The organism is Halotia branconii CENA392 (assembly GCF_029953635.1).
GTDB classification, from domain to species: domain Bacteria; phylum Cyanobacteriota; class Cyanobacteriia; order Cyanobacteriales; family Nostocaceae; genus Halotia; species Halotia branconii.
This window is the reverse complement of sequence record NZ_CP124543.1, coordinates 6,376,489-6,400,993: the sequence shown is the minus strand read 5'-3', so window position 1 is coordinate 6,400,993 and position 24,505 is coordinate 6,376,489. Positions and strand designations below refer to the sequence as shown.

At 41.3% G+C, this 24,505-nt stretch carries 23 protein-coding genes; 7 read left to right on the top strand and 16 right to left on the bottom strand.

Translation table 11 applies throughout. The features are described from left to right. Positions 1–118: 118 nt before the first annotated feature. Positions 119–532, bottom strand: coding sequence for a thiol-disulfide oxidoreductase DCC family protein (locus QI031_RS28030; RefSeq protein ID WP_281482834.1), 414 nt, complete (start codon positions 530–532; stop codon positions 119–121). 223 nt (positions 533–755) lie between these two features. Between QI031_RS28030 and QI031_RS28025 the strand changes: the two genes are divergently transcribed. The 3 genes from QI031_RS28025 (at position 756) to QI031_RS28015 (ending at position 3,630) form a co-directional block, all read left to right on the top strand. Further along, positions 756–1,808, top strand: a complete 1,053-nt coding sequence (locus QI031_RS28025; protein WP_281482833.1) for an aldo/keto reductase — start codon at positions 756–758, stop codon at positions 1,806–1,808. A gap of 138 nt (positions 1,809–1,946) precedes the next feature. Next, a complete protein-coding gene (gene dps / locus QI031_RS28020) occupies positions 1,947–2,513 on the top strand; it encodes a DNA starvation/stationary phase protection protein Dps (protein WP_281482832.1) in 567 nt (188 codons plus the stop codon). A gap of 400 nt (positions 2,514–2,913) precedes the next feature. After that, positions 2,914–3,630 (top strand): pirin family protein, encoded by a 717-nt coding sequence (locus QI031_RS28015; protein ID WP_281486143.1) that lies wholly within the window; start codon positions 2,914–2,916, stop codon positions 3,628–3,630. A gap of 270 nt (positions 3,631–3,900) precedes the next feature. Here the strand turns inward: QI031_RS28015 and QI031_RS28010 are convergent, their stop codons facing one another. The 10 genes from QI031_RS28010 to QI031_RS27965 all read right to left on the bottom strand — a co-directional run bounded on the left by QI031_RS28010 (position 3,901) and on the right by QI031_RS27965 (position 11,910). Further along, positions 3,901–4,467 carry a DUF4040 domain-containing protein gene (locus QI031_RS28010; protein ID WP_281482831.1) on the bottom strand — a complete coding sequence of 189 codons (567 nt, stop codon included), beginning with the start codon at positions 4,465–4,467 and terminating at the stop codon, positions 3,901–3,903. Then, on the bottom strand, positions 4,460–4,741 hold the full coding sequence (locus tag QI031_RS28005) for a monovalent cation/H(+) antiporter subunit G (protein ID WP_281482830.1): 282 nt from the start codon (positions 4,739–4,741) through the stop codon (positions 4,460–4,462). The genes QI031_RS28010 and QI031_RS28005 overlap by 8 nt, the downstream gene beginning before the upstream one ends. Next, the gene (locus tag QI031_RS28000; RefSeq protein ID WP_281482829.1) at positions 4,738–4,995 is read right to left on the bottom strand and encodes a hypothetical protein; all 258 of its coding nucleotides are present in this window, start codon (positions 4,993–4,995) and stop codon (positions 4,738–4,740) included. The genes QI031_RS28005 and QI031_RS28000 overlap by 4 nt, the downstream gene beginning before the upstream one ends. Then, complete coding sequence (locus QI031_RS27995) at positions 4,992–5,381, bottom strand: Na+/H+ antiporter subunit E (protein WP_281482828.1); 390 nt, start codon at positions 5,379–5,381, stop codon at positions 4,992–4,994. Before QI031_RS27995 ends, QI031_RS28000 begins: the two co-directional genes overlap by 4 nt. After that, on the bottom strand, positions 5,366–6,805 hold the full coding sequence (locus QI031_RS27990; protein WP_281482827.1) for a cation:proton antiporter: 1,440 nt from the start codon (positions 6,803–6,805) through the stop codon (positions 5,366–5,368). Before QI031_RS27990 ends, QI031_RS27995 begins: the two co-directional genes overlap by 16 nt. Next, the gene (locus QI031_RS27985; RefSeq protein ID WP_281482826.1) at positions 6,802–7,137 is read right to left on the bottom strand and encodes a cation:proton antiporter subunit C; all 336 of its coding nucleotides are present in this window, start codon (positions 7,135–7,137) and stop codon (positions 6,802–6,804) included. Before QI031_RS27985 ends, QI031_RS27990 begins: the two co-directional genes overlap by 4 nt. 85 nt (positions 7,138–7,222) lie before the next feature. Continuing rightward, positions 7,223–8,638 (bottom strand): cation:proton antiporter, encoded by a 1,416-nt coding sequence (locus tag QI031_RS27980; protein WP_281482825.1) that lies wholly within the window; start codon positions 8,636–8,638, stop codon positions 7,223–7,225. A gap of 741 nt (positions 8,639–9,379) precedes the next feature. Beyond that, positions 9,380–9,808: a hypothetical protein gene (locus QI031_RS27975; protein WP_281482824.1), complete on the bottom strand. Its 429-nt coding sequence runs from the start codon at positions 9,806–9,808 to the stop codon at positions 9,380–9,382. Between the two features lie 30 nt (positions 9,809–9,838). Next, positions 9,839–10,339, bottom strand: a complete 501-nt coding sequence (locus QI031_RS27970; protein ID WP_281482823.1) for a DUF1622 domain-containing protein — start codon at positions 10,337–10,339, stop codon at positions 9,839–9,841. Next, a complete protein-coding gene (locus tag QI031_RS27965; protein WP_281482822.1) occupies positions 10,336–11,910 on the bottom strand; it encodes a GMC oxidoreductase in 1,575 nt (524 codons plus the stop codon). The genes QI031_RS27970 and QI031_RS27965 overlap by 4 nt, the downstream gene beginning before the upstream one ends. Positions 11,911–12,752: 842 nt before the next feature. On the opposite strand from QI031_RS27965, the gene QI031_RS27960 reads away from it, so the two are divergent. The 4 genes from QI031_RS27960 to QI031_RS27945 all read left to right on the top strand — a co-directional run bounded on the left by QI031_RS27960 (position 12,753) and on the right by QI031_RS27945 (position 16,320). Further along, positions 12,753–13,658: an SMP-30/gluconolactonase/LRE family protein gene (locus QI031_RS27960; RefSeq protein ID WP_281482821.1), complete on the top strand. Its 906-nt coding sequence runs from the start codon at positions 12,753–12,755 to the stop codon at positions 13,656–13,658. Next, on the top strand, positions 13,655–14,200 hold the full coding sequence (locus QI031_RS27955) for a DoxX family protein (protein ID WP_281482820.1): 546 nt from the start codon (positions 13,655–13,657) through the stop codon (positions 14,198–14,200). Before QI031_RS27960 ends, QI031_RS27955 begins: the two co-directional genes overlap by 4 nt. A gap of 149 nt (positions 14,201–14,349) precedes the next feature. Next, positions 14,350–14,724, top strand: a complete 375-nt coding sequence (locus QI031_RS27950; protein WP_281482819.1) for a DUF4870 domain-containing protein — start codon at positions 14,350–14,352, stop codon at positions 14,722–14,724. A 771-nt stretch (positions 14,725–15,495) separates the two neighbouring features. Then, on the top strand, positions 15,496–16,320 hold the full coding sequence (locus QI031_RS27945) for a hypothetical protein (protein WP_281482818.1): 825 nt from the start codon (positions 15,496–15,498) through the stop codon (positions 16,318–16,320). A 78-nt stretch (positions 16,321–16,398) separates the two neighbouring features. On the opposite strand, the gene QI031_RS27940 is transcribed toward QI031_RS27945, so the two are convergent. From QI031_RS27940 to topA, 5 genes are all read right to left on the bottom strand, one after another. Beyond that, the gene (locus tag QI031_RS27940) at positions 16,399–16,614 is read right to left on the bottom strand and encodes a hypothetical protein (protein WP_281482817.1); all 216 of its coding nucleotides are present in this window, start codon (positions 16,612–16,614) and stop codon (positions 16,399–16,401) included. Between the two features lie 2 nt (positions 16,615–16,616). Further along, positions 16,617–19,235, bottom strand: a complete 2,619-nt coding sequence (locus QI031_RS27935; RefSeq protein WP_281482816.1) for an HD family phosphohydrolase — start codon at positions 19,233–19,235, stop codon at positions 16,617–16,619. A gap of 209 nt (positions 19,236–19,444) precedes the next feature. Continuing rightward, a complete protein-coding gene (locus QI031_RS27930) occupies positions 19,445–20,326 on the bottom strand; it encodes an ADP-ribosylglycohydrolase family protein (RefSeq protein WP_343217830.1) in 882 nt (293 codons plus the stop codon). 256 nt (positions 20,327–20,582) lie between these two features. Next, on the bottom strand, positions 20,583–21,083 hold the full coding sequence (aroQ, locus tag QI031_RS27925; protein WP_281482814.1) for a type II 3-dehydroquinate dehydratase: 501 nt from the start codon (positions 21,081–21,083) through the stop codon (positions 20,583–20,585). Positions 21,084–21,778: 695 nt separating this feature from the next. Continuing rightward, positions 21,779–24,430 (bottom strand): type I DNA topoisomerase, encoded by a 2,652-nt coding sequence (gene topA / locus QI031_RS27920; RefSeq protein WP_281482813.1) that lies wholly within the window; start codon positions 24,428–24,430, stop codon positions 21,779–21,781. Positions 24,431–24,505: the final 75 nt, after the last annotated feature.

The following is a 24,505-nucleotide window of genomic DNA, read 5'->3' as shown; positions in this document are numbered from 1 at the left end:
TTAGTAGCCGTACCAGAAACTACGTATCTAAAAGTTTAGTTTTTAACAGATGGTATCGTTTAAAATACTGTTAATTGACAATAACTAACAACCATTGGTGGGTACAGTTGCTAAACCATCACTCATTGCTAGTTTGACAGCTACCATCGGCACAGTAAGCCGATTGATAGGTACTAGAACGCTTGCCAAAGAGAGTATAGCGATTGTCGCGGATTTGTTCGTAAAAGCGATCGCCTGCCCACTTCATTCCCGGTAATGTCCGATAAGCATCTACAAATATACTTCCCAATGGTAATAATCGCCCAATTTCTTCAGCTGCTGCACTACCTTGCCAACGTCTTTGTGGCAGATTGCTATCAATTAAAATCATTCCCTGTTCGCAATCTTGGGGTGTAATTTGCCATTGGGAAAGTGCTTGCTCATCTTGCATGGAGGCATAGCGAAACAGCTTGCCTTGATCTAAGGTTTCTAGAATTTGTACCAAAGTAACGCAGAGATTACAATTCCCATCATAGATAACGTAGTAATTCATCGAAAAAGTGAGTGATTTAAGATAATATTTGAGGGTGTTTGATAAGTTCAGTATAGCGTTACACTTAAAACCAAATTATTGGGTGAGAACGATGTCAACCGAGAAAATCTTCAGTGTTGATTTTGCTCAAAATAAATTTTTTTCACAAACTCACAAGTATTACACCCAAAGTCTACAGAGAACAAGTCAAAATCTAAATATTTTTAACTAGTGAGCAAGTTTCATGAAATACAAACTCCTGGGAAAAAGTGGATTACGAGTTTCTGAACTCTGCTTAGGAACCATGACCTTTGGTGAGGACTGGGGTTGGGGTGCTTCTAAAGACGAAAGTCAGAAAATTTTTGATACTTTCGTAGCAGCAGGGGGCAATTTTATTGATACCGCTAATGGTTATACCGATGGTAGTAGTGAAAAGATTGTTGGTGAGTTGATTGCTAAAGACAGAGAACGCTTTGTAGTGGCAACGAAGTATTCTTTTCCCTCGCAAATGAACGAAAATCAAGGCGACCCCAACGGTAGCGGCAATCATCGCAAAAACTTGATGCAGTCATTAGAAGGCAGTCTCAAGCGATTGAATACCGATTATATTGACTTATTTTGGTTACACGCTTGGGACTTCACAACTCCTATAGAAGAAGTTATGCGATCGCTTGATGATGTGGTACGCCAAGGTAAAGTACTTTATATCGGTATTTCTGATGCCCCAGCTTGGATTGTTGCCCAAGCCAATACTATTGCTCAATATCAAGGCTGGACTCAGTTTGTCGCTTTACAAATTGAATATAATTTGATTCAGCGAACTCCAGAAAGAGATTTAATGCCAATGGCTAAAGCCTTTGATTTGGCAGTAACACCGTGGTCGCCTTTGGGTGGTGGCGTGCTGACAGGTAAATACAATAAACCTCTGATTGAAAGCAGTGAACAAGGGCGATTAGCAAACGCCGCAGCCGGTAGTATTTCCGAAAAAAGTTTAGCGATCGCAGATGTAGTCGGTCAAGTGGCCGCCGAAATTGGCTGCACAGCCCCCCAAGTAGCGCTAGCTTGGCTACGCGCTCAAAGCGGCGTGATTATTCCCATTATTGGCGCACGCAAGTTGACTCAGTTTCAAGATAATTTAGCTTGTCTGGATGTGACTTTATCGCCAGAACATCTGCAACGCTTAGACGAAGTAAGTCAAATTGAATTGGGTTTTCCCCATGATTTCTTGCAAAGTGACATGATCCGCGATCGCTTGTTTGGTGGTACATATAACACCATAGACAACCACCGTATCTAAAAAAGCTAATGCCAGATTTTGGAATAATTAGCCAGACATAATTCATAAACCCCTGGATTCCATCTGTCGGTAGAGAGTTTCGGACATTATGCCACTATCTGTAGACTTAACAGTATTGATTGAAATTTAGGTAGAAGTATGAGCGACAATCAAGACTTATCACGTCTATATCCCACCCGCATTGATCTTCCAGCAGCAGCACGGTCAAAAATCGTCACAATTCTTAATCAGTCTCTAGCAGCAACTTTAGATCTCAAAACCCAGACAAAGCAAGCACACTGGAACGTCAAAGGCACTGATTTCTTTCAGTTGCATGAATTATTTGATGAAATGGCTGGTGAATTAGAAGAGTATGTCGATATGGTTGCCGAACGCGTCACCGCTTTGGGTGGATACGCTTTTGGGACTGCTCGCTTGGCGGCTGCTAATTCTATATTGCCAGAATATCCTCTAGATATTTTAGCAGGCATGGATCACGTCACAGCTTTAGCAGATCGCTATGCAGCTTATGCAAAACATGTCAGAGAAGCGATCGACAAAACTAATGATTTAGGTGATGCTGATACAGCTGACCTTTATACTGAAGTTTCTCGCACCATTGATAAAAGACTTTGGTTCTTAGAGGCTCATATACAAGTATTAGAAATCAATGCCGGTAATGGTGCAGCAGCTACTACAAATAAACAGCCAGCTGCTGTTAAATAAGTAAGTTTGAGAATATCTGCATTTCTCAAAGCTCATAGTATCTTTTTGGTAAGTACGTCACTTTTAAGTGCGTACTTTTCATTTATATATATATCCTTTACTATTTAAATAGTTCAAAAATACTTTTTAAGTAGCCGTTAAAAACAATATTTACTTTTGTATATTTTAAATCTTCAACCACCAAGACACAAAGACACCAAGCATTTTCAAGTTAAGTAGACAAAAATATAAGATTGTGTAATTACAGCGTTTCTCGATTGGGTGTAGTACGTCTTTTAAGAAGAGAGGGGCTAGGGACTAGGGATTAGAGACGAGCGTAATGTACCTCATCCACATGAAATTTGCTGTAATTCTGTCTAAATTTTGAAAATTAAAAAACTCATCCCAGAAGAGGTAAATGATGTCTCAAAACACAATTAACCACCTAATTCATGATAGAAATGCCCGCGGTCATGCTCAAATCGGCTGGCTTGATAGCTATCATACATTTTCCTTCGGTAGTTTTTACGATCCGAACCGCATGGGATTTCGGACGCTAAGAGTCATCAACGAAGACCACATTGCTCCTGGTGCTGGATTTCCTACCCACAGTCATCGTGATATGGAAATTCTCACATACGTTTTAGAAGGTGCAGTAGAGCATAAAGATAGTTTGGGTACAGGGTCAGTAATTCGTCCTGGTGATGCTCAGATTATGAGTGCTGGTACTGGAATCGCTCATAGCGAATTTAATCCTTCTCCTACTGAACCACTACATCTACTACAAATCTGGATTCTACCTGATAAACAAGGATTAGCCCCAAGATATGAACAAAAATCTTTTCCTTTAGCAGAAAAGCGTGGCAAACTACGCTTAATTGCTGCTAAAGATGGGCGAGATGGTGCTGTGACAATTCACCAAGATGTTGATTTATACACATCTGTTTTAGATGATGGTGATGTTGTCAATTATCACGTTAAACCTCATCGCTATGCTTGGTTACAAATAGCTCAAGGTATAGCAATCTTGAATGGTGAAGAACTTAGAGCAGGTGATGGAGTGCAAATCAGCGGTGAAGAACAACTCGAAATTAGCACCAATGTTGGCACAGAAATCCTGCTTTTTGATCTAGGTTAATATCCAAGCTCTATCTTAAATTTTGCAAAGGAACTTCCACCACATCCACAAGGATGTGGTGGTGAGAAAGAAATAATTGCAAGTCAAGTCACACGCCAGGGTGAATACTCCCAAACCATAACATTTAAATTGGCACTCTCCCGACTACAAAAATTTCGCTACGCTATACCAAAGATTTTCACTTTTTACGCTTGGGAACAGAACGACCTCTGTTTAGACTTGCAAACAAGTGTAAATAAGTCGGCTGGATGAACCAAGAATCCCCCTACTTTAGCGAAGCAAAGTAGAAGGAGTGTTAATAACGCTACTAACCATGATAAGGTTTGTTGCTGGTGACACAAGTTCAGTTTGCATGATGTCATAAAGACGTTGGATTCTGGTTTTGGTGTGGTATGGTCGCTGTCTTTCCTCAAATACTTCTTGCTCATTGTCTTTTGAGCGAACACAGGTTGCATGAACTTCTTTATCCATTAATGCTTGGTGTAAAGAATGTGTATCCTTGTAAGTTATTAGTTCTAGACGCAGATGGTATTTGCCAAAAATTGTGCGGAAGTCATCCATTAATTGCTCTTCTATTACCTCGTCTTTAAGTACACCAAGACGCATAACCAAAGATGAGCGTACAGCTACTGCATAAAGCGTAATTGCTAGCATAGTACCCACCAATGCTTCGGTCAAAGCCACATCCGCCGCCCCTAAGACGGTATATACCAATGCCGCGATCGCTCCTAGGATGCCGCGAATTACTAGGGCATGGTATGGATTGACTTGAAATACCAACATACAAGCAGCCAAAGGCAGTAGGGCAACAATGAAATAGATATAGTTATCATTCATGGCTATCCTCGTCGCTACTAGAACAGTAAGCCAACACATACCCCAGCACTGTATTCCAAATCGCTAAGGAGATGAGGGCGAGAATCAGCAACGGCCATTCGCTGGGTATCTTCAAGAGCAATCCGACAATGATACTCATTGATCCGAGGGTATCTGCGACTGAAAGACTATGCAGCTTGAATAACACAGAGCGATCGCCCATCAACGGAAAGGTTCCCCAAAACCAAAAGACGATTCCTACGCCTATGCAGAGATAACTAAGAAAGTTAATCATACTTGATTCATACGTTTGAGTACATGAGCTAGCAACATTAATCCAGCATTCCCCACACTCAAAATGATTACCCCGACAACACCGATCATCCAATCATCACGCAAGACAGCAACAACCAGGATCATGATTGATGTTTTGGTCGCAATACTGGCAAATGCCAGCATTTTTTGCCAAATATCATCATCCTGCCATGCTTCATATATGGGAATAAGTAGCACCAAAATCATTGCCATCAATACCAGATTCAAGATCATGTCTTTTTCCTTGGTCGCACTCGGTGGACTTCGTACCAGCCTTCTTCGTGGTATTTCAAAACGATGGTCTTAGGCGTAAAGGTAATCACAAATATATCCAGAAATATTAGTCCTGGTGTGCGTCGTGGTTTGACTCGTTCCATCGTGATCTCTTCGCGGTGATGCGGACGGATGATGATTTCCAACGCTTCGATATACGCCTGGGGAATTGCTACTATGACTTCACCCAACACACGTAGCCAATCTTTTAATGCTTCCGGGGTTTTATGACGACCCGGCAATAAAAGTGCAATACTTACACCAATGATGATATTTGCCACACTGAAATCGGCAGTGAGCAAAAACCAAATAGCCAGTCGCAAGATGAGATTTAGATGCCCAACCATACAAATCCCTTCCAGAACAGCAAAATTAAAATCAGACTCATCACACCGATTAGATGTTCAAATCGCTCCAGGACACGCGGTAACTTGAATACTGAGTGTTTAAAAACCAAAAAGTATGCTAACCATCCAATACCGATGGTTGCCAGGGGTTTGATGATGTTCTCGACGGTGTATGCATCGTAATACACAACATTAGCCAAAATCAATCCACCAATCAACAAGCTCACCGCTGCCCAAAAAGCAGGCCGGACATCTGCTGTTCCTCCATGCGGTAGAAAGATGAACTTAGCAAAAGATATTGCTGTTCCCAAGGCTGCAACATTCATGGCGATCGCTTGCCAAGGCAGTAAATTTTTCGTTGTCAACACTTTCGCTCCAAAGCCAGACAACAAGGGAAAGCCAGAGATCGAGAAACTGGCTATAACTAAAGCAATCCAGATCGGGGTAGCGATCGCCTGATGTTGCAGTTCTTTGAAGTTGCGACTCGGCAAAACTCCCGCGATCAAAAAGAGCGCGGATTTGACTAATCCGTGTGTCAGCGCATAAAAACCACCCACGGACGGCGCAGCTAGGATAAAGCCTAACTGCGAAACTGTGTGAAACGCTAGCATCCGCTTGGTATCTTTTTCAAAGACGGCATAAAACACTCCTAATAGCGCCGTCCCAACTCCAAAGGTTCTCACTATCGGGTCAACCTCATTCACCATCAACGCACACCGCACCAATGGATAGACAGCAGCTTTAACCACAACTCCCGACAGCATAGCCGACACTGGCGTTTCCGATTCCGAGTGAGTTAACGGCAACCATAATCCTGATACAAAAATTCCACCTTTTGTTAAGAGTCCTAGAAATATGAGAGCAAGTGCTTCTGGTGGTGCTACACGCAAACCTGCAAAACTAAAAGAATGATCCGCTTGATAAACCAGTACTGCGCCAACTAGATAAAAAAGCATTGCCACGTTGCTGACAAATAAGTAGCGCAAAGCCACCCAAATTGATCGGTCAGTTCGGGGATAGGCAATCAAGAGAAACGCAGCAATACTAATTACCTCTAATGCCACGTATAAACTAATAAAATCCGCACAGACAAAGGCAGCATTGACGCTACCATGCAAAATGATGGTCTGCGTATAAAAAAAAGCTGTCTTATCAGTTTGCCAACAGTAGAGGATGACCGCAGTTGTTACCAACGCATTGGTCAAGATAAAGTAGCCGCTTAATTGGTCAATTGCTAATGTGACACCAAAATTATCAAGTAATTTTAATGTGAGTGGTGACTGAGTAACAAATAACTGTGAAGCATATCCAGCCGAAACCAAAGCTACACTCAGCGCGAGGTAGCGGTCAAGTTTGGGCAGTAGATAAATGACAAACCCTAAAAAAAACGGTAGTGCAATCCAGGCAATTGTAATGTTACTCATGGCGTATTGTTCTTCTCGATCTCGTCGCTTTCCAAAGTCGGATTATCCCGTGCCAGTTTCATCACACCTACCAGCATTAAAGCCTGAATTGAAAAACCGATCACGATCGCCGTCAATATTACTGCCTGAGGAACTGGATCAGCATAAGCGCCATTTTTGGCGTTAGAAACAATTGGTGTAAAAAATCCATCTCGTGATGCAACCAGCACGTAATAGGCGATAACCCCCGTACTCATAACATCCATCGAGATGATTTTCATCACAAGATTTTTCTTAAAGATGATGCCAAAAAATCCGCACAATATTGTTGCGAATATACATGCTTCTAACACGGAAATTGCCTATTGGATAAGGTTTCAGGGTAAAAGAGAAAATAAAATTCGTCTCTTTTACCTATCTTGTATGAGATAAAAGTAGCTAGCCCATTAAATTGGCTTCTTCTAAAGATTCTTTTGTTTCTGGTGACTGTTTAAATGCAAACCGCAATAAAGGAGGCGCTACAAAAGTTGTCAAAATCACCATAATAATGATTGCAGCCTGTAAGGGTTTATCAAGAGTGCCACTCGCTGCCCCAATCCCTGCAAACACTAACCCAACTTCGCCACGAGGAATCATCCCTACACCAACCGCTAACCGATTAACTCCGGCTTGACCAAAAACCGACCAGCCTGTGACAACTTTACCGATCATTGCGACCACAATTAAAAAGGTAGCAATAATTAATCCTTCTCGATTTCCTGGAACGAAAGGATTAAGAACGCCTAAATCAACTTTCGCGCCAACGGTTACAAAGAAAACTGGTACTAGAATATCAGCAATAGGTTTTACCTGTTCATCTAGCTCTTTACGTTTATCCGTTTCATCCAAAACTAAACCAGCCGCAAATGCGCCTAAAATAGCTTCTAAATGAATGGCACTACCCAAAAAAGCCATGAAAAAGGCAAAGACAAATGCTGGGATAATTAAGTTTCCTCGTGTTTGCAATTTATTAGCGATCGCCACAAAACTCTGATTGAAATATTTGCCCAATAAAATCGAGCCAATGAGAAATACAGTAGCGCTGACAATCAGATAAATGACATTGAAAACATCAACTTCACCAGTTTTGGCTAGACTTGCCACTACTGCCAATACGATGATACCTAGAATGTCATCAATGACCGCTGCACCTACAATAATTTGACCTTCACGAGATTTTAACTGTCCAATTTCTGACAAAACTTTGGAGGTAATCCCAATACTGGTAGCTGTTAGCGCTGCACCCGCAAAAATTGCCGGAATCACTGGTGCATGAAACAATAAAATTAGTCCCGCAGTGCCAGCACCAAAAGGAACAGCCACTCCTACACAGGCTACAATTATCGCTTGATAACCAACTTTCTGTAATTCTTTTAAGTCTGATTCTAAACCAATTTCAAATAACAGAATGATTACACCAAGTTCGGCAAGAATAGAAACAACTTCACTCTGAGTTTGAAAGATTGATGTGACTGCATCAGGAGTAAGGTTGTTGATAAATTGCAAAACAGTCATGATTATGGAATCATTACCGGCTGCTCCGCTGTCGGGAAACACCACTAAATGCAGAGCCGAAGCACCTACAATTACACCACCAACTAATTCCCCTAATACAGGAGGCAAGTCAATCATTCTAGATAACTCACCGCCAATTTTACTAGCGAGATAAATGACTACTAAACTTAGTAGTACGCCAGTCAGGACAATAGGAGCATATTCAGCTTCGTTAGTTGTTGCTAGTAAATAAGGCTGCAAACTTGTGGAGGAAAAATTTAACCAGGTAAACGAATTAACTATTGGCTCGAAAAAGATCATATTTTTGTTGGTGTTGCTTGTTTCAATTAGACGAAGAAGAACTTTAATGATTTGCAAAGCAGCAGATTATAGCGCTTTCATTCAAGTAAGTTGCTAAATATGAATCCTCAAGGGAGAAGGCTGAGGTCAAAAACAGTTCAAAAATTTGCTTGAAAGAACTTACACATGAAATTGCAAGTTTTATTAATTGCTAGATTAAAATGCGGTTAGTAATAGAGTACAGCTTTATATGTCTATATTGCTCATTCACAAGTCTTAATATTAAAAAAATATTAAATTGCTTGCATAGATAAAAGGCTATACTTGTTGACTGCTTTGATTGTAATAATTAATAATGTAGGTAAAGATTATATAGCAACAGACATGTCGTTTAGGACATCGTGTTCTGATTCAAAGAGAACACTTCGGCAGCGCGGCACTGACTTGTACTGAGCGCAGTTGAAGTAGCCTGTCGAAGTGTTGAAACTCACTGCATCCCAGGGAACAGGGAATAGATAAATGTCCTAACAATTGTGGCTACTGGTGTATTAATTCCAGAACTTACGCATGGGTTACGATTTTACGTCATTACGTTCGCTCTTAGCGTTCCCGCAGGGTAGGTAACGAAGTAATCGCAAAGGCTTAGTTTTTCGTTACAAGTGCGTAAGTCCTATATTTTATCATTATGTCAATGCGTAAGTCCTATGGAGAGTACTTTTGTGTACACTATAGGGTTAAAGAGGAAGCCAAACTGTAAATGCACTACCTCGTCGTAGCTTGGATTTCTCCACCTTGGGGTTTTGATAGTGCTTGTAATTCTTCCCAAGTATAATGACGAGGTAATTCTATGGGTTTATGATCGGCTCCTAATCCTAATCCAGCTGTCGGCTGAAGTTCTTCAATAAATTCCTCAGCGTACTCTGCTAGCTGATTGCCTGCAACTCCACCAGTTATTGCCCCTGCAACTCCACCGATCGCAGCACCTATTTTACCCCCCATTGAGCGACCAAGTGCAGCACCTGCAATCCCACCTCCTGCTGCTCCCAATCCGGTGGCAATAGGATGAGTAATAGAAGATGTTTCAGGGAAATTTTGGTCTTGCGCTTCTAAATCAGTAAGATGAGCATTGGAGGATGTTTCCAAGGAAGTTTGATCTTGCGCTTTTAAATCAGGCTTTTTGTCGTGTGTCATCTGTCTATACCTAGAAAGAAATAACTAGACTTATCCTACGTTTTCAATAGTTGATCTTTGTTGTAAACGGCGTTGTTCTCCCTGCTGAATTTCGCGCTCTAAGAAATAATTCAACAAGGTTCGTAGTAGAACGATCGCTCCCAAATTGAGAATATCTTGGCGAGTAGGTGCTACTGCCGTCCGTAAAATATCGCTGGCGACAGTAAATTCCAATCCTAATGCCAGCACTCGCCCTAATTGTAAACGAATTGCTTCTGTGGCATCAAAATGTTGTTTGGCGCGAGAGAATAACAATCGCAAATAAGCAGTAATGCCTTTGATTACTGCTGCACCAATCACAACTGCTGCGGCAATTTCTGTCCCTGCTGCTAAATAACCAACAATGACTTTGAGCCATGTCTCTAAAGGAGTAGTTACCCCGCTTTCTCCTCCACCTTCCATATTCAAACTCAAAAGTAGAGCTAGCCCTAGTATGAGTGCTAAAGGCAATATCACATTAATTAATGAATCTTGTGATCCCTCTTTTTTCATTTCAATCTTTCAGCTATGTGATCACCAACGCGCAAAGCATTCGCCATAATTGTGAGTGTCGGGTTAGCGCCAGAATTTGAAGGGAAAAAACTACTATCTACAACATAGAGATTATCGACATCATGGGTACGGCAATTGATATCTAGGACTGAGGTTATGGGATCTGTACCAAATCGACAACTACCGCATTGATGGGCTACTGCTTGTTCTGGTAAATGAGTGCGGGGATAAATGCTAAATGGTAAGACATGTTTAGCAGAATGCGGGATTGACTTAAGTACAGATGTCCAACGATGGATTAAGCGATCGCTGGCTTCGGTATTATTTAGTGTATAGTCAACATGAATTTTATCACCTACCACACGAATCCGATTATTAGGGTCTGGCAAGTCTTCTGTCTGCAACCACCAACCAACTGACCTTTGGGCTAGCAAATGGCGCTCAAAATGAGGAATCAATTTTACAAACGGAGCCATCAACGGCGGCGCTTCAGCGGGAATCATATCGGCTAAGACATTGCCTGTATTCTGCACCATACCCATCGGATAAGGAAAATCCGGCTCTCCCCAATAAAAATCATTAACGGCGATCGTTTTTTGAAAGTTGGCGTGATTGACATTTAGATGCATGGAAACAATCGCGGTTTCCAGCTGTTTCATGAAATTTCGCCCTACTTGATCGGAACTATTAGCTAATCCATTGGGATGCTTGTCGTTAGCAGAACGTAACAATAAGGCAGCTGAATTGATAGAACCACAGGAAACAACTATAATATCGCCTGCAAACCAATGTTTTTCCCCGGCAATTTCAGTTTCTACGTTTGTAACTTCTCGTCCCGACTCACTAGTATGCAACTGCAAGACTTTGGCATTAGTCTTGAGGGTAAAATTAGCATACATTTCACGGGTAGGACGAATGGCGTTGACTTCGGCATCAGCTTTTGCCTGTACCAAACAAGGATATCCATCAAAAGTATCGCAGCGAATACAAGGACTCTTGGTGCGATCGCTTTCATTCAGCTTTAATCCTAGTGGTAGATAAAATGGATGATAACCCAGTTCGCGGATGCCATCGGCCAGGGACTGCATATCTGGCTCATGACTGACTGGAGGATAAGGATAGGGTTCACTGCGGGGTGGTTCGGTGGGGTCTTCTCCTTCTTTACCATGCACGTCATATAACTTTTCTGCTTGGGTGTAGTACGGCTCAAAGTCTTGATACTTCAAAGGCCATTCTGGAGAAATTCCGCCCTTGTGAATTACCTTTTCAAAATCTCGTTCCCGTAATCGAACTAATGCTGCACCGTAGAGTTTAGTATTGCCGCCAACCCAATAACCTGTCTGGGGTTGAAAGGCCTTACCTTCCTTGTCATACCATTGCTCATCTGTATGGTAGCGATGTTTTTGATAAACTTCCTTTGGATTCCAGTTATCTTTTTCTCTCGGCAAAAAGTCGCCTCTTTCTAGCACCAAAATCTTCTTACCTGTGGGTGCAAGACGATGAGCCAGTGTCCCTCCACCTGCTCCTGTACCGATAATGATGATGTCGTAGTGTTCTGTAATGCTCGTCATAATTTCATAGCTTAATTACGAGTGAAAAAGTCTCACTCTGCCATCTTAATGTAAAGTAATTTGACAATAAGTTTGAGCTAATTTTGTAAGTTTTTGAAAAGACTAAATAGCTCTAAAGATAGATATCTTTGTTTAAATTAAAGCTTTTGTAGAAAAAACACTTCTACCTAATGGTTTAATATTTTTTCTATCTCAAGGTATGAAAAAATCATTTTAAGTTCATTTTTATATATTCAGGATTCCTACAAAATACCTCTCAAGCTCCTATTATTCTGCATTCTCTATCTTGAAAAATTTGTTAAATTCCTAATATATTAATTTTAGCTAAATAAAATTGATGTGGGCATTCTATTACTGAAGATTTATCACAAGCTTAAATGAATGAAAACTCAACTCTCAGCGTAATTTATATCTACGGTTTGAGGTAAATGTAAATTAAAAAAACAACAATGAAGTTTAATGTAAAACATTTATAGGACTCATATTTGATTTTTACGAAGCTAGGTACACCTCAAAGAGCCTTGTTTCCTGTTAAGAGTTCCCCATCTATGCAAGTAATTTTACCAATAAAACCGGATTCCTATAGTTGAGCTTTATTAGTAATTTTCTATTAACTCGAACCTGCTATTTATTATCACCACTAAGTTAAATATAGAAGTTCCTGATTACAGGAGGTACATAGCCCCTATTACGTCACGGCAAAAATAAACCACCCATTCCCAATCAATGAAAAGCTTACGCTGTATTAATTTTCAATTTTTAATTCCGCCTTGCGGTACTAGTCCCTAATCTCAACGAAATGCACTTAACTAAAACGAGAAACACTATAACAGGAGATTTCTATGTCTGAAGCCATTGAAATTTATGATGATCGCCTACGTGCTATTGTGTCTTTAGATGCTTTCCTAAAAAAGCTTGCTAACGGTGCAGTTCACAGCGAAGGGCCTGTTTACTTTCACGAAGATGACAGCGTAGTATGGAGCGATGCTCATGGCAATCGCCTGTTGCGCTGGAGTCTCACCGACAACGTGACCGTCCTCCGCGATCCATCTGATTATCAAAGTGGTAATTATCGTGACTTAGAAGGTCGTCTGGTGGCGTGTTCGTCGGGTTTACGTGCCATTATTCGACGGGAACATGATGGTAAATGGCAGGTTTTAGTTGATCGCTACCAAGGTAAACGTCTTAACAGTCCCAATGATTTAGTAGTTAAAAGTGACAGCACAATTTGGTTTACCGATCCGCCTTATGGTATTACTGAGCCAAATCAAGGTTATGGCGGCGAACAAGAACAAAGCGGAAGTTACGTCTACCGCTTCGACCCTACTAGTGGTGAGATTGATCCTGTAGTCACAGATATGGTGCGTCCTAACGGACTGGCTTTTAGTCCAGACGAAAGCCTGTTATATGTTTCAGATACGGCTGCATTTAAGATTCCAGGCGGCCCTCATCATATTCGTGTTTACGAAGTCGTTGATGACCGATGGGCAAAGAATGGGCGTGTATTTGCAGTCATTGAGCCAGGATTACCCGATGGCTTTCGAGTTGATGAACATGGCAACATCTTTACTAGTTCTCAAGACAGCGTGCAGATATACGCCCCCGACGGAACTCAGTTAGGGAAAATTTTAGTACCGGAAACATGCGCTAATCTGACTTTTGGCGGTAAACAACGCGATCGCCTGTTTATTACAGCAGGCAAATCCTTATATGTTATTGACCTTAATACCCGTGGTGTACAGCTATGATTTATCAATTTGCATTGGGTGTGGCGATCGCCTTTTTTCTAGCTGTATTTAATTTCCCACAGCTAAACCCACACCTGTTGAGTGCTTTATATAATGTGTATCCTGATGGATTTCCAGGACTAGCACTTTTATTACTAAGAGTTAGTGTGGGTGGGTTATTTATCATCCACGGTTATCCCAAGATCACGCATTTGCGACAGTGGGCCGAGTCTTTAAAAGTGCCTGTCTTTCTTTGCTTTTTATCCGCTGCATCCATGTTAGGTGGTGGAATTTTTCTGATTATTGGATTTCTTACCCTCTTAGCAACCTTGCCTATTCTCTGCTCGATGATTTTTGCGATATACATACACATATCTGGAGGTAAGCCTTTTGTAGCTAAAGATCCCTACTTAATTTCTGAAGACCAATATCAAGGCGCTTTAGGAAAAGGTGAACCACCCAGCTGGGAAAAGGCGTTTATGTATTGTATTATGCTGATTGCGATCGCGGTTTTAGGTCCTGGTGCATATTCCCTAGATGCTTTGATTTTCGGGGGCATTTGAATTACGGTAATTTCCCTATTGCCTTTTAACGAATTACTTTAAAAATAAACATCAGCCGCAAACCTGATTGAGTACGGTTAACTGCCATGTTATACCAATTAAATAACCGTTAAAATGGAAGCAAGAAATTAATTTGAGAAACTACAAAGATGCAAGTTACATATAATTCTGATAAACGTAAATTATTATTGTCTCTGTGTCACGGAGCAATTTTCTTTAGTACAACATTGTTTTCAATTGGTGTTCCCATTGTAATTAACTTACTTTCTGACGATCCAATTGTTAAAAGCAATGCTAAAGAATCAATTAATTTTCACTTCAATGTTTGGTTTTGGGCAACTGTAATCGGGGTTCCACTGGGAATTTTATCTTGGCTTACCTTTGGTTTAGGTGGTATTTTGTTTTTCCCTATTGTTGCTTTTGGGTTTCTACTACACTGGGGGCTAACTATTTGGGCGTTATTACACTGTTTTAGTCAGCCTGATGAACCATTCCGTTACCCGTTTATTTTTCGGTTATTCTAATCACATAGGTACAAAATTAAGTTTGTTTTGAGAAAGGGGATTGATATCAACATCCCTTTTTTGTTGATTATGCGATCGCATCATATTTATGCTGAAAGTATTAATTAAAATAAACTCCAATAAATCACTTCTATAGAAAGATTAGCTTATAACCAAAGATAGATAGTTAAGTTAATAGGTTTGACATATAGGACTCCTATTTGATTAAGGAACACGATTCAGTACATATCTATCCCTTCTTAACTGTTCCCTGTTTCCTGTTTCCTGTTCCCTACCTACACAAATAAATTCACCGAATCAAACCGGATTACTATAGTAATTAAGACTTACGCAACGCCAATATTGTCATTGCGACCGGAACGGAGTGTAGGGAAGCAATCCCAGCGTTAGGGTAGATTACTTCGCTATCGTACCCTTTGGGAAGGCTAACGCCAACGTAATGACGGAGTTACGTTATTTTTGCGTAAGTCCTGGTAATATTCAAGTTGCTATCAAAACCAGAAATTTTGCTGATTTTTAATACTTTATGATTAAATTTTTTATTTCTTGGGGCAGAAGTATTTTAATTTTTTTACCTATATTATTGAGACTAGCAATTTTTCGCCGAAATATCAGTAAAGATATTGCTTACAAGTAAAATACTTGCGGTTAGATGTAACTCAAAACTACCAGCCAACCCAATAGAAATTATCTGTCTGTGCCATGAAATAAAGTATATTCCACAGTTTAACCCTGAAGAAGTCTAGCGAAGTATTACTAGGAGATTGTTTAATGTTGAATAAAAATCATCATAACCCTATTAGCGGTTTGAAAAATATTCGTGCAAGTGCTGTAAGCCTAGCAATAATGGCTATACTTCTTCCTGCTTGTACTAATAATCTAGAAACAAGAAATTCTGAAGAACCTCAAGGTAACGTTACCACAGAAGAAGTAGCTGACAACACTAATCAACTTTTAGGTCAGACTGTCACTATTAGAAGTCAACCTGTTAGAAAAATTAGTCCGACTACATTCACAGTCAGTGATAATCAATTTTTCGGTGGCGAAAATATCTTGGTTGTCAACGCTTCTGGAGAAACTGCGACTCTTCCAGAAAATACAGAACTTCAAATCACAGGGAAGGTTGCCAAGTTTGTCGCTGCTGATATTGAAAAAGAGTACAATTTGAGCTTAGATCCGAATTTGTATGTAGAATACGAAAATAAACCAGCAATTGTTGCTCAATCAATTGCTCAAGCAGTCAAACCTGGTGAAATTAGCACAAATCCAAGCGCTTACTACAATCAAGTCATTGCTGTACCTGCCGAAGTTGAAGAGAATGTTGGCACAAACTCATTTACCCTTGATGAAGATAAACTGATAGGTGGTCAAGATTTGTTAGTCTTGTTTCCCAAGGGACAAACACCTGTGAAAGAAGGTGAAAAAGTTGTCGCCACTGGTACACTACGCCCCTTCGTTGTTGCTGATATCGAAAGAGATTATGACTTTACTTGGGATACAGGTTTGCAACAAAAACTGGAAGCAGAATATAAAAACAGACCTGTGTTAGTTGCTGATTCTGTATATCCATCAGCTATTCCTGATGCAGCTAAGTAAGCTGAAGTAAAAACTTTTGAAGATTATGGGTTCTTACTGCACAAGTGGGAATCCATAATCATTTTAAGGAGAGCAGAGTTAATGACGAAAATTATGATTAACGTCTAACATTTTCTCTTCAATTACTTCTGTATTAGCTACATCTGTTTGCATTCTCAATTCAATTAATCCTACAATTTGTACACTAACTTCTAGCGTGACATTTTCAGTCTTAATCTCTCTTTCTCTCACTCTTTTACTAGCAATTTCAATGACATTAATTACTTGATTAACATCTGTAAAGAAAGTTCTCACTATTAACCCTGAGCCAGTTTTTCATTACTAGCTTTTAACTTGGGGTAAGCAATACGTTTATGGTGGAATTGCTGCCAAACTTCTACAAAGATTTGAGCAATTTCTGACATTTCTGCTCGTGTCAGTCCTGAATCGATCATTTGATTGTCTTGCCATCTGGCACGGAGAATATTATTCAGCATTGATAAGGCTTGTTCTGGTGTAGCGTCCTTGAGCGATCGCAGCGCCGCCTCACAAGAATCTGCTAACATGACAATTCCGGTTTCCCGTGATTGGGGAATTGGGCCATCGTAGCGAAACTCAGCCTCATCTACTATAAGGCTAGGATCTGCTTCGGCCATTTGTTGTGCTTGATGGTGAAAATAAGCAATCAGCATTGTTCCCTGATGTTCGGGAATAAAAGCTTGAATTGCTGTAGGTAAAAGTTGTTTCCGCGCCATCACTAATCCTTCAGTAACGTGCTTTTTGATAACTGCTGCACTTTTCCAAGGATCGTTAATCTCTGTTTCGTGTTTATTTGGCCCCCCCATTTGATTTTCAATAAAGCTCAGGGGGTCGTGCATTTTACCAATATCGTGATACAGGGTTCCAGCCCTGACTAGTTCTACATTACATCCTAATTTTTTAGCAGCAGCTTCGGCCAGGGTAGACACAAACAAGGTATGTTGAAAAGTTCCAGGCGTTTCAGTTGCAAGTCTTTTTAATAAAGGACGATTAGGATTTGCCAGTTCGGCTAGCCGAATCGGCGTGACTAAATCAAATAGTTTTTCTAAATAAGGACTTAAGCCCAGTGCCACAATACTCCAAATTAAGCCAGATAGAGCAAAGAACCCTGTTTCTTGCAGGACAATATACCAGCCTGCACTAAAAACTGCACCAATCAAAACCTTAGCAATCAGGTAAATAATGCCCTGAGTTACAGCTATAGCAAGGCCTAGTAATGCCAGTTCTTCACGCGATCGCAATTTTTGAGCAATGCAACTGCCTAATATTCCTCCAGCTGCACCAGCCAAAAGCGCAATCATACTGATTTCCGAGTTCATGCAAAGTAGGAGTAATAACAGTCCCACAACTGTCACACCCAGAGTTGGCCCATAGAAACTCCCCAACAACAAACCAACGGCGCTCCACGTTGTATACGGTATTCCTAGTGCTAATACCCCAGGCGTACTTAGGGCAAGTAATAATACTAACAGGCGATCGCGTTGCCGTAATTGATACTTAATCTGCTTTTCTACCCAGACATAAATGCCGATTGCGGCTGTAACCACTGCTGCTAACTTAGCTAACCCCAGCCAGTTATTTTGCCGACGAATCAATTGGTAATGCTCTAGTACCTCAAAGTGCCATGCAGTAATATTCTTTCCCTTAGCAACAATCACTTGACCTTGGCGCACTTTGATCATTACGGGTGTCACTTCATCAGCAGCTTGTTTTGCTTGTTGTTTGGTTTGTTCTTCATCTTTTCTCAAATTCGGTTGCAACACAGCTAACAACAGTTTGCTTGCTAAAGATTCGGCATTTTTAGGTACAAATGTCTGTACTTGTAAGCTGACCGCGTTCTGTAAAATACTTGGCAGTAATCCAGATGGAATGCCTTGGGCGAGAATCCGTTCTGCACTTTGGCGAATCCCTGCTTGTGTTTTTGCCCATTCATCATCTGACAAATCCAAAAGAACAGTGTTGTTGTATACCGTGTCTGAGTTGTTAGTTTCTAGCTGTAGAAGTTGCACACTGGCTTGAGCATAAGCTTCGCGTGATTGGGAAATTTGAGCAATCAGTGAGGACAAGTTTTGCTCTGAGGTCTTGAGACGGTAAGCTTCTAGTTCTGCTAATGCTTGAGTAAAATCTGTTTTTTGAGTAGCTAATGGAGAGTAGGGAGCGCTAAAGTCTGATTGATGTTTAGGCACTGACAATCCTGACTTTTGTTTGCTGTTATTTTCTATAGCTAACAGTAGTGTTTGCCATTCTGAAACCGAACAAGAGCGTAGATAATGCTGGGTAGATATAGACAAAACTGAAGTGTCAAAAAAAGGAAAAGACCCAGCAGCAGCCCGAATTTCATTACCCTCATTCAGAAGTTGTTGCAGATTTTGGTCAGTTTTTTCAGTTATTTGGGTATCAACTATCAGTACTGGGATATAACTTCCACTGACGGCTTTGCGCTGAGCTTCAGTTTCTCGGCGGTCTTCAATGGTCGCAGTGTAAGGCGCTCTAATTGTCTGTGGCGCTATAGTGTCTACTTGTAGCTGGGGTTGATTGTATAGCTTATGTCCGATAATACCTGTTAGAGATAATACTGCGATCGCCAAAACAACAGAGAAACGCTTTTGATGAACCCAATCTAAAATTACTGTATTAATTCCACGCCGTTGTTTGACCGATTTTGCCATTGAACCGAGGACTATTTTTCGTTTTCGGTGTTTTTTATTGGCAGTGATTTTGATTAAATACAGGAGTATATCGCTGATAACACTTCTAAAAAATCTCTGGCGGCGACTTTTACTACTTTGACTTCTCACCTTGACAAGCAACTGACTTTTTCGGCGTAGTGCTTTGTACCTTCGCCGCCAGTGAGACAATTGCTGGGTCAAAGACTGAAGAAATCGCTGCGTTTTCATTACCTGTGGTTGCTTACTTTGATGGCTCAAAACAAAACAATCCAAAGAAAAACCCAAGGGGTGATGAACATGATTAGGAACCTCCAAAAAATAAATTATCTAATTTATTCAGATTCTATTTTTCTTACTCCCCTGCGTTTTTACGGTGACTGGCTGGGTTTGTACTATTAAGTGTTTCGCACCTACACTATTGAATGATGACAATAGCATTAACGCGACCGGATGACGCGAGGAGCCGCATAGATACAAAGGGTAGCCTGTGCGTCAGACATGATACTTTCATCCTCCTGAGTTTTATTGGCACTGAGGTCTAGAGCATACACTCCTGACCACATACCAACAAGTGCATCAGCCAATTCTAACATTTGGGAAAAGCTGGTTATTTCTCTTTCTGGTGACAGCCGAACTTGCCACTTTACAGGAATACCCATAATGCTGTTATAAGCTCCTGATAAAGCTCCAGTCATTGCAGCTATAGTTTGTGAACGTAAAGACCAAGAATCTTGTTTTTGAATATCGTTATTGCTAATAGCTCTTAAAACTGTCAGCCGAAAGTCTTCTGAGGTACTGAGAAAGCAGTAAAACGTCATACCAATTGCATGACTCCATTCTATTTCTCTATTTAATTCGGCTTGCACCTTTTCTAACCCAGCTCCTTGTTTTAACAAATTATTAACTTTTAATAATTGTTGTGGTACTGAAGTCTCTGTTTCTCCAATAAAAGCAATTGTTTGGGGGATGAGGGTTCGGGGTTCAAGTTGTTCAACAAGGGATTGAGCGATCGCATATCCCAATGCTAAAGTTACATCCCGAACAATGGGGTCATCTTGCCAGATTTTTAACAGATGTAACAAATTTTGTCGTAATTTAATTTTATTTTCATGAAAAAAAAGTGCCACTGGGATTGCGGCAAGTATAGCTTGTGGTGAAACACTGTCAGGTGTATCTAAATGAGGAGATTTTTTTAATTGACGTTCTAGCCAATCATCTAAATTTAATTTACCCAGCGCAATCAAACTTTCAGCGCCGAGGATAGCAATTTCAGCCACATCTGTACAAACTTGAGGCTGTTGTTGATCACGTTTTGCCAAAGTTTGCCCCAGTGATACTCCCAGTAAAGTACCTCTAAACCGACTTACAAGTGAGTAGCGCATACATCAAGGATCAAGTGTGTTCGCAGGAAGGAGGCAGTACTTCGGCTTTTTTCGACTTACTTCGACTACCTCAGTACAGGTACGCTCAGTGATCAGAGGTAGAGGGCAGGAGATAGGAAGTAAAATACTGTTGATGCTCTTTGCCATATCAAAGAAAGATGAAATCTGACTATAGAAAGATTTTCATCAGTCTCTAGACTTCATCCTTTCTTAAATAATGTACCAATGCTTGTAAGCCCAAGAGATAACTTTGGGAACCAAAGCCGCTAATTTGTCCAATTACTACTGGAGCTATGTAAGAATGATGACGAAATTCTTCTCGGCGATAAATGTTGCTGAGATGAACTTCTACTGTGGGCAGATTAACGGAAGCGATCGCATCCCGTAATGCCAAACTAGTATGAGTATAAGCTCCGGCGTTAATCAAAATTCCCTGATGTTTATCTAATGCTCCATGAATGGTATCTACTAAAACCCCTTCATGATTTGACTGCAAAGGAAAAACTTTCGCCTGTAAATTTAATGCTGCTGCTTCTAACAGGCGATTAATTTCAGCTAATGTTAGAGAACCATAGATTCCTGGTTCTCGCTGTCCTAGCAAATTTAAATTTGGCCCATGCAGCACCAAAATGCTTAAAGGTTGCAACGTCAAGTTTGGTACCTTTAGGCTATTAGCGACGACGTGAACGCTCATTCACAGGAATCGGAATTAGTTCCGGTTCCGGCTCAGCCTCTGGTCCTAACAAGGACTCAATCAGCTTACGTGCTAATTCCTTCAGCTTTTCCAGTACCTTTTCTATATAATCCATTGAACTGAGCGCTCCTGAGATACTAACTCAAATCTTGATCGGCAGCTACGCAACAACTGGCGTGCTTTTGCACCTCTAGCTTGCAATTGGGATGATACAGACTATCCCTATTTTAGACATGAGCTATTTCTAAAATTTGGTGTTGTGATCTCCCTTACTTTTTAGAGTATCACATGAGCAGCCTATAAGACCGCATCCTCAAAAGGAAGGGTATTTTGAATCAAGAGTCAAGAGTCAAAATACTCTTCCTCTAGCTCCTTGACTAAAAGAAGCAGAGGGGCAGTCAAAAGAAGCAGGGGAGCAGGGAGCAGGGAGCAAGGGGGAGAGACTGGGACAAAGCTTGTACTACGCCTAAGTTCGAGCGCCTTAGATGGTTACTGAGCGTACTTGTGCTGAGCGTAGTCGAAGTAGTCGAAGTAAGGGCGGGCGGGGCTTGTCTGCGACACGCTACGCGAACATACTCATGTTCCGCTTTGCTCCACGTCTTTGGGCAGGGCTTGTTCCCCCTGCCCCTTCGTCTCTTTGGGGAGCAGTTAACTGTAGTAACTGATTTAATTTTTCCTGTTCCCTTCTATTTTTACTAACTTTGTGTACCTTTTTTTCTAGAAGCAGATGTTGATGACTTAGTAGTTGACTTGGATTTAGAATTTGTGGATTTACTAGTCTTGCGACTGGATTTCGTTGTTGATGCTTTGGTTGCCAACAATTCTAGCGCTGTAGATAACGTTATGTTTTCTACAGATTCCCCTTCGGGAATACTGACGTTTGTTTTTTCATGCTTGATGTAAGGGCCATAAGGGCCATCGTAGATGTTGATTGGTGTACCGTCTTCAGGATGTGTGCCTAATTCTCGTAATGCAGCCTTTGACTTGCTATTAGTAGAACTACGTCCCTTTTTGGGTTCAGATAATAATTCTAATGCCCGTTCTAAAGAAACTGTCAGGACATTATCACTAGCTTTTAGGGAACGATAGTCTTTTCCTTCTTTACCTTGGTCATGAACAATATAAGGACCAAAGCGTCCTAAACTTGCTTGAATTTTGTTGCCAGTAGCTGGATGGACTCCTAATGTCCGGGGTAGTGCCAATAAACCAACAGCCATTTCTAGCGTGACGTTCTCTGGGGTGACACCTTTAGGCAGAGAAGCTTGTTTTGGTTTGGGGTTTTCGTCAGATTTATCACCTAACTGCACATAAGGACCATAAGCACCAATTTTCACGTAAATTGGTTCGCCAGTTTCCGGATGACGACCTACTTGGTCAGGACCTGTGGTTTTTTGTTTTAACAGTACTTCTACTTGTTTGGGATCAAGGTCGGCTGGTGTAAGGTCTTTGGGAATAGAAGCAGTAATTACACCTTCACCGTTTGTAACTTCGATATAAGGGCCATACTTCCCGATTCGGACTTTGGCTTCTAAATTTTCTAGTTCTACAGTTCTAGCTTTAGTAGCATCAATTTGACTTTCCTGTTCTTTAACTAAGGTTTCTAAGCCTTTGTCTCCCAAGTAAAATTTTCGTAAGTATGGTAGCCACTCTGCCTCACCGTCGGCAATATCATCCAGGGTTTGCTCCATTTTGGAGGTGAAACTGGGGTCTACAACATCAGGAAAATGTTTTTCTAGCAAATCGGTGACAGCAAAGGCAGTGAAAGTGGGAATCAGGGCATTACTCACCAAATGAGCATAACCTTTGTCGATAATTGTGCCGATGATGCTGGCGTAGGTGCTAGGACGACCGATACCTTCGCTTTCTAAAGTTTTTACCAAAGTAGCTTCGGTGTACCGAGCTGGTGGTTGAGTTTCGTGACCAACGGCTTCTATATCTGTACAATTAGGGCGATCGCCTACTTTCATGCTAGGCAAAATTACTTCTTGGTCTTCTAATGCCGCTTCTGGGTCATCCGAACCTTCGACGTAAGCGCGTAAGTATCCAGGAAAGTCAATACGCTTACCAGAAGAGCGAAAACCTGCATCTTCAACTTGCAACTGCACGCTAATTTGGGTTTGGCGAGAGTCAGCCATTTGGCTGGCGACGGTACGCTTCCAAATCAAGTCATAAACTGCAAACTCCCGACCACTCAAACCAGTTTCTTGGGGGGTGCGGAAGGTGCTACCCGCTGGACGAATGGCTTCGTGTGCCTCTTGTGCGCCTTTTGATTTGGTGGTGTATTGCCTCGGCTGGGGGCTGAGATAGTTTTGGCCATACAGTTGTTCTACACAACTACGAGCTGCTGCTACAGCTTGATCTGATAAATGTACGGAATCTGTACGCATGTAGGTAATATACCCTTGCTCGTACAAATTTTGGGCAACCCGCATGGTGTCTCTAGCTGAGAGACGCAGTTTCCGGTTAGATTCTTGTTGCAATGTTGAGGTAGTAAACGGTGGCGCTGGTTTGCGCGTCACTGGCCGTTCTTCTACATCTTTGACACTCCAGGGTTTACCTGTTAGGCGTTCCTTGAGCTTGACTGCATCTTCTTCTGACAGCAAGACGACATTGCGACCAGCCACTATTTGACCTGTTGCGGCATCGAAATCGCTACCAGTTGCGACTTTTGTACCTGCTAGGGTCACTAATTGGGAGGTAAAGGGATTTTTTTCTTGCTCTAAATAAGCTTTTAAATCCCAGTATGTTCCCTCACGGAAGGCGCGGCGCTGACGTTCTTTTTTAACTAGAAGCCTTACAGCGACAGACTGCACTCGCCCAGCAGATAATCCCCAAGCGATTTTCTTCCACAATAAGGGAGACAAAGTATAGCCAACTAATCGATCCAAAATCCGCCGTGTTTCTTGAGCGCGAACCAGCTGCTCATCAATATTACGGCAGTTTTTCAAAGCTTTTTTGATGGCATCTTGAGTAATTTCATGAAAAACCATCCGCTTTGTGGGGATTTTCGGCTTCAGCAACTGGTATAAATGCCAGCTAATGCTTTCACCTTCCCGGTCTTCGTCAGTTGCTAGGATCAATTCATCTACATCTTTGAGCGCATCTTTGAGCTGGGTAACAATTTTCTTTTTGTCTTTGGGGACAACATACACCGGTTCAAAGTCGGCATCCACATTTACCCCCAGCTGCGCCCATTTTTCTGCTTTGACAGCAGCGGGAATTTCACTAGCCGACTGGGGTAGGTCACGCACATGACCCATAGATGCTTCTACCCGATAGCCTTTTGGCAGGTAGTTGCGAATGGTACGAGCTTTAGTCGGAGATTCGACAATGACGAGAGTTGACATGGAAATTTAAATAAAAGGAGTAGCTGCTCAGCTAAACAGTCGAATTGAGGTAAATTCGACGAAATATCAAGATAA

Coding starts and splice junctions, on each gene's coding strand:
- QI031_RS27950 (WP_281482819.1), top strand. CDS start 14,350: ATGCAAGTTACATATAATTCTGATAAACGTAAATTATTATTGTCTCTG.
- QI031_RS27975 (WP_281482824.1), bottom strand. CDS start 9,808: ATGACACACGACAAAAAGCCTGATTTAAAAGCGCAAGATCAAACTTCC.
- QI031_RS27990 (WP_281482827.1), bottom strand. CDS start 6,805: ATGAGTAACATTACAATTGCCTGGATTGCACTACCGTTTTTTTTAGGG.
- aroQ (WP_281482814.1), bottom strand. CDS start 21,083: ATGAGCGTTCACGTCGTCGCTAATAGCCTAAAGGTACCAAACTTGACG.
- dps (WP_281482832.1), top strand. CDS start 1,947: ATGAGCGACAATCAAGACTTATCACGTCTATATCCCACCCGCATTGAT.
- QI031_RS28000 (WP_281482829.1), bottom strand. CDS start 4,995: ATGATCTTGAATCTGGTATTGATGGCAATGATTTTGGTGCTACTTATT.
- QI031_RS27980 (WP_281482825.1), bottom strand. CDS start 8,638: ATGATCTTTTTCGAGCCAATAGTTAATTCGTTTACCTGGTTAAATTTT.
- QI031_RS27955 (WP_281482820.1), top strand. CDS start 13,655: ATGATTTATCAATTTGCATTGGGTGTGGCGATCGCCTTTTTTCTAGCT.
- QI031_RS28005 (WP_281482830.1), bottom strand. CDS start 4,741: ATGATTAACTTTCTTAGTTATCTCTGCATAGGCGTAGGAATCGTCTTT.
- QI031_RS27970 (WP_281482823.1), bottom strand. CDS start 10,339: ATGAAAAAAGAGGGATCACAAGATTCATTAATTAATGTGATATTGCCT.
- QI031_RS28030 (WP_281482834.1), bottom strand. CDS start 532: ATGAATTACTACGTTATCTATGATGGGAATTGTAATCTCTGCGTTACT.
- QI031_RS28015 (WP_281486143.1), top strand. CDS start 2,914: ATGTCTCAAAACACAATTAACCACCTAATTCATGATAGAAATGCCCGC.
- QI031_RS27960 (WP_281482821.1), top strand. CDS start 12,753: ATGTCTGAAGCCATTGAAATTTATGATGATCGCCTACGTGCTATTGTG.
- QI031_RS27935 (WP_281482816.1), bottom strand. CDS start 19,235: ATGAAAACGCAGCGATTTCTTCAGTCTTTGACCCAGCAATTGTCTCAC.
- QI031_RS27995 (WP_281482828.1), bottom strand. CDS start 5,381: ATGGTTGGGCATCTAAATCTCATCTTGCGACTGGCTATTTGGTTTTTG.
- QI031_RS27965 (WP_281482822.1), bottom strand. CDS start 11,910: ATGACGAGCATTACAGAACACTACGACATCATCATTATCGGTACAGGA.
- QI031_RS28010 (WP_281482831.1), bottom strand. CDS start 4,467: ATGAATGATAACTATATCTATTTCATTGTTGCCCTACTGCCTTTGGCT.
- QI031_RS27945 (WP_281482818.1), top strand. CDS start 15,496: ATGTTGAATAAAAATCATCATAACCCTATTAGCGGTTTGAAAAATATT.
- QI031_RS28025 (WP_281482833.1), top strand. CDS start 756: ATGAAATACAAACTCCTGGGAAAAAGTGGATTACGAGTTTCTGAACTC.
- topA (WP_281482813.1), bottom strand. CDS start 24,430: ATGTCAACTCTCGTCATTGTCGAATCTCCGACTAAAGCTCGTACCATT.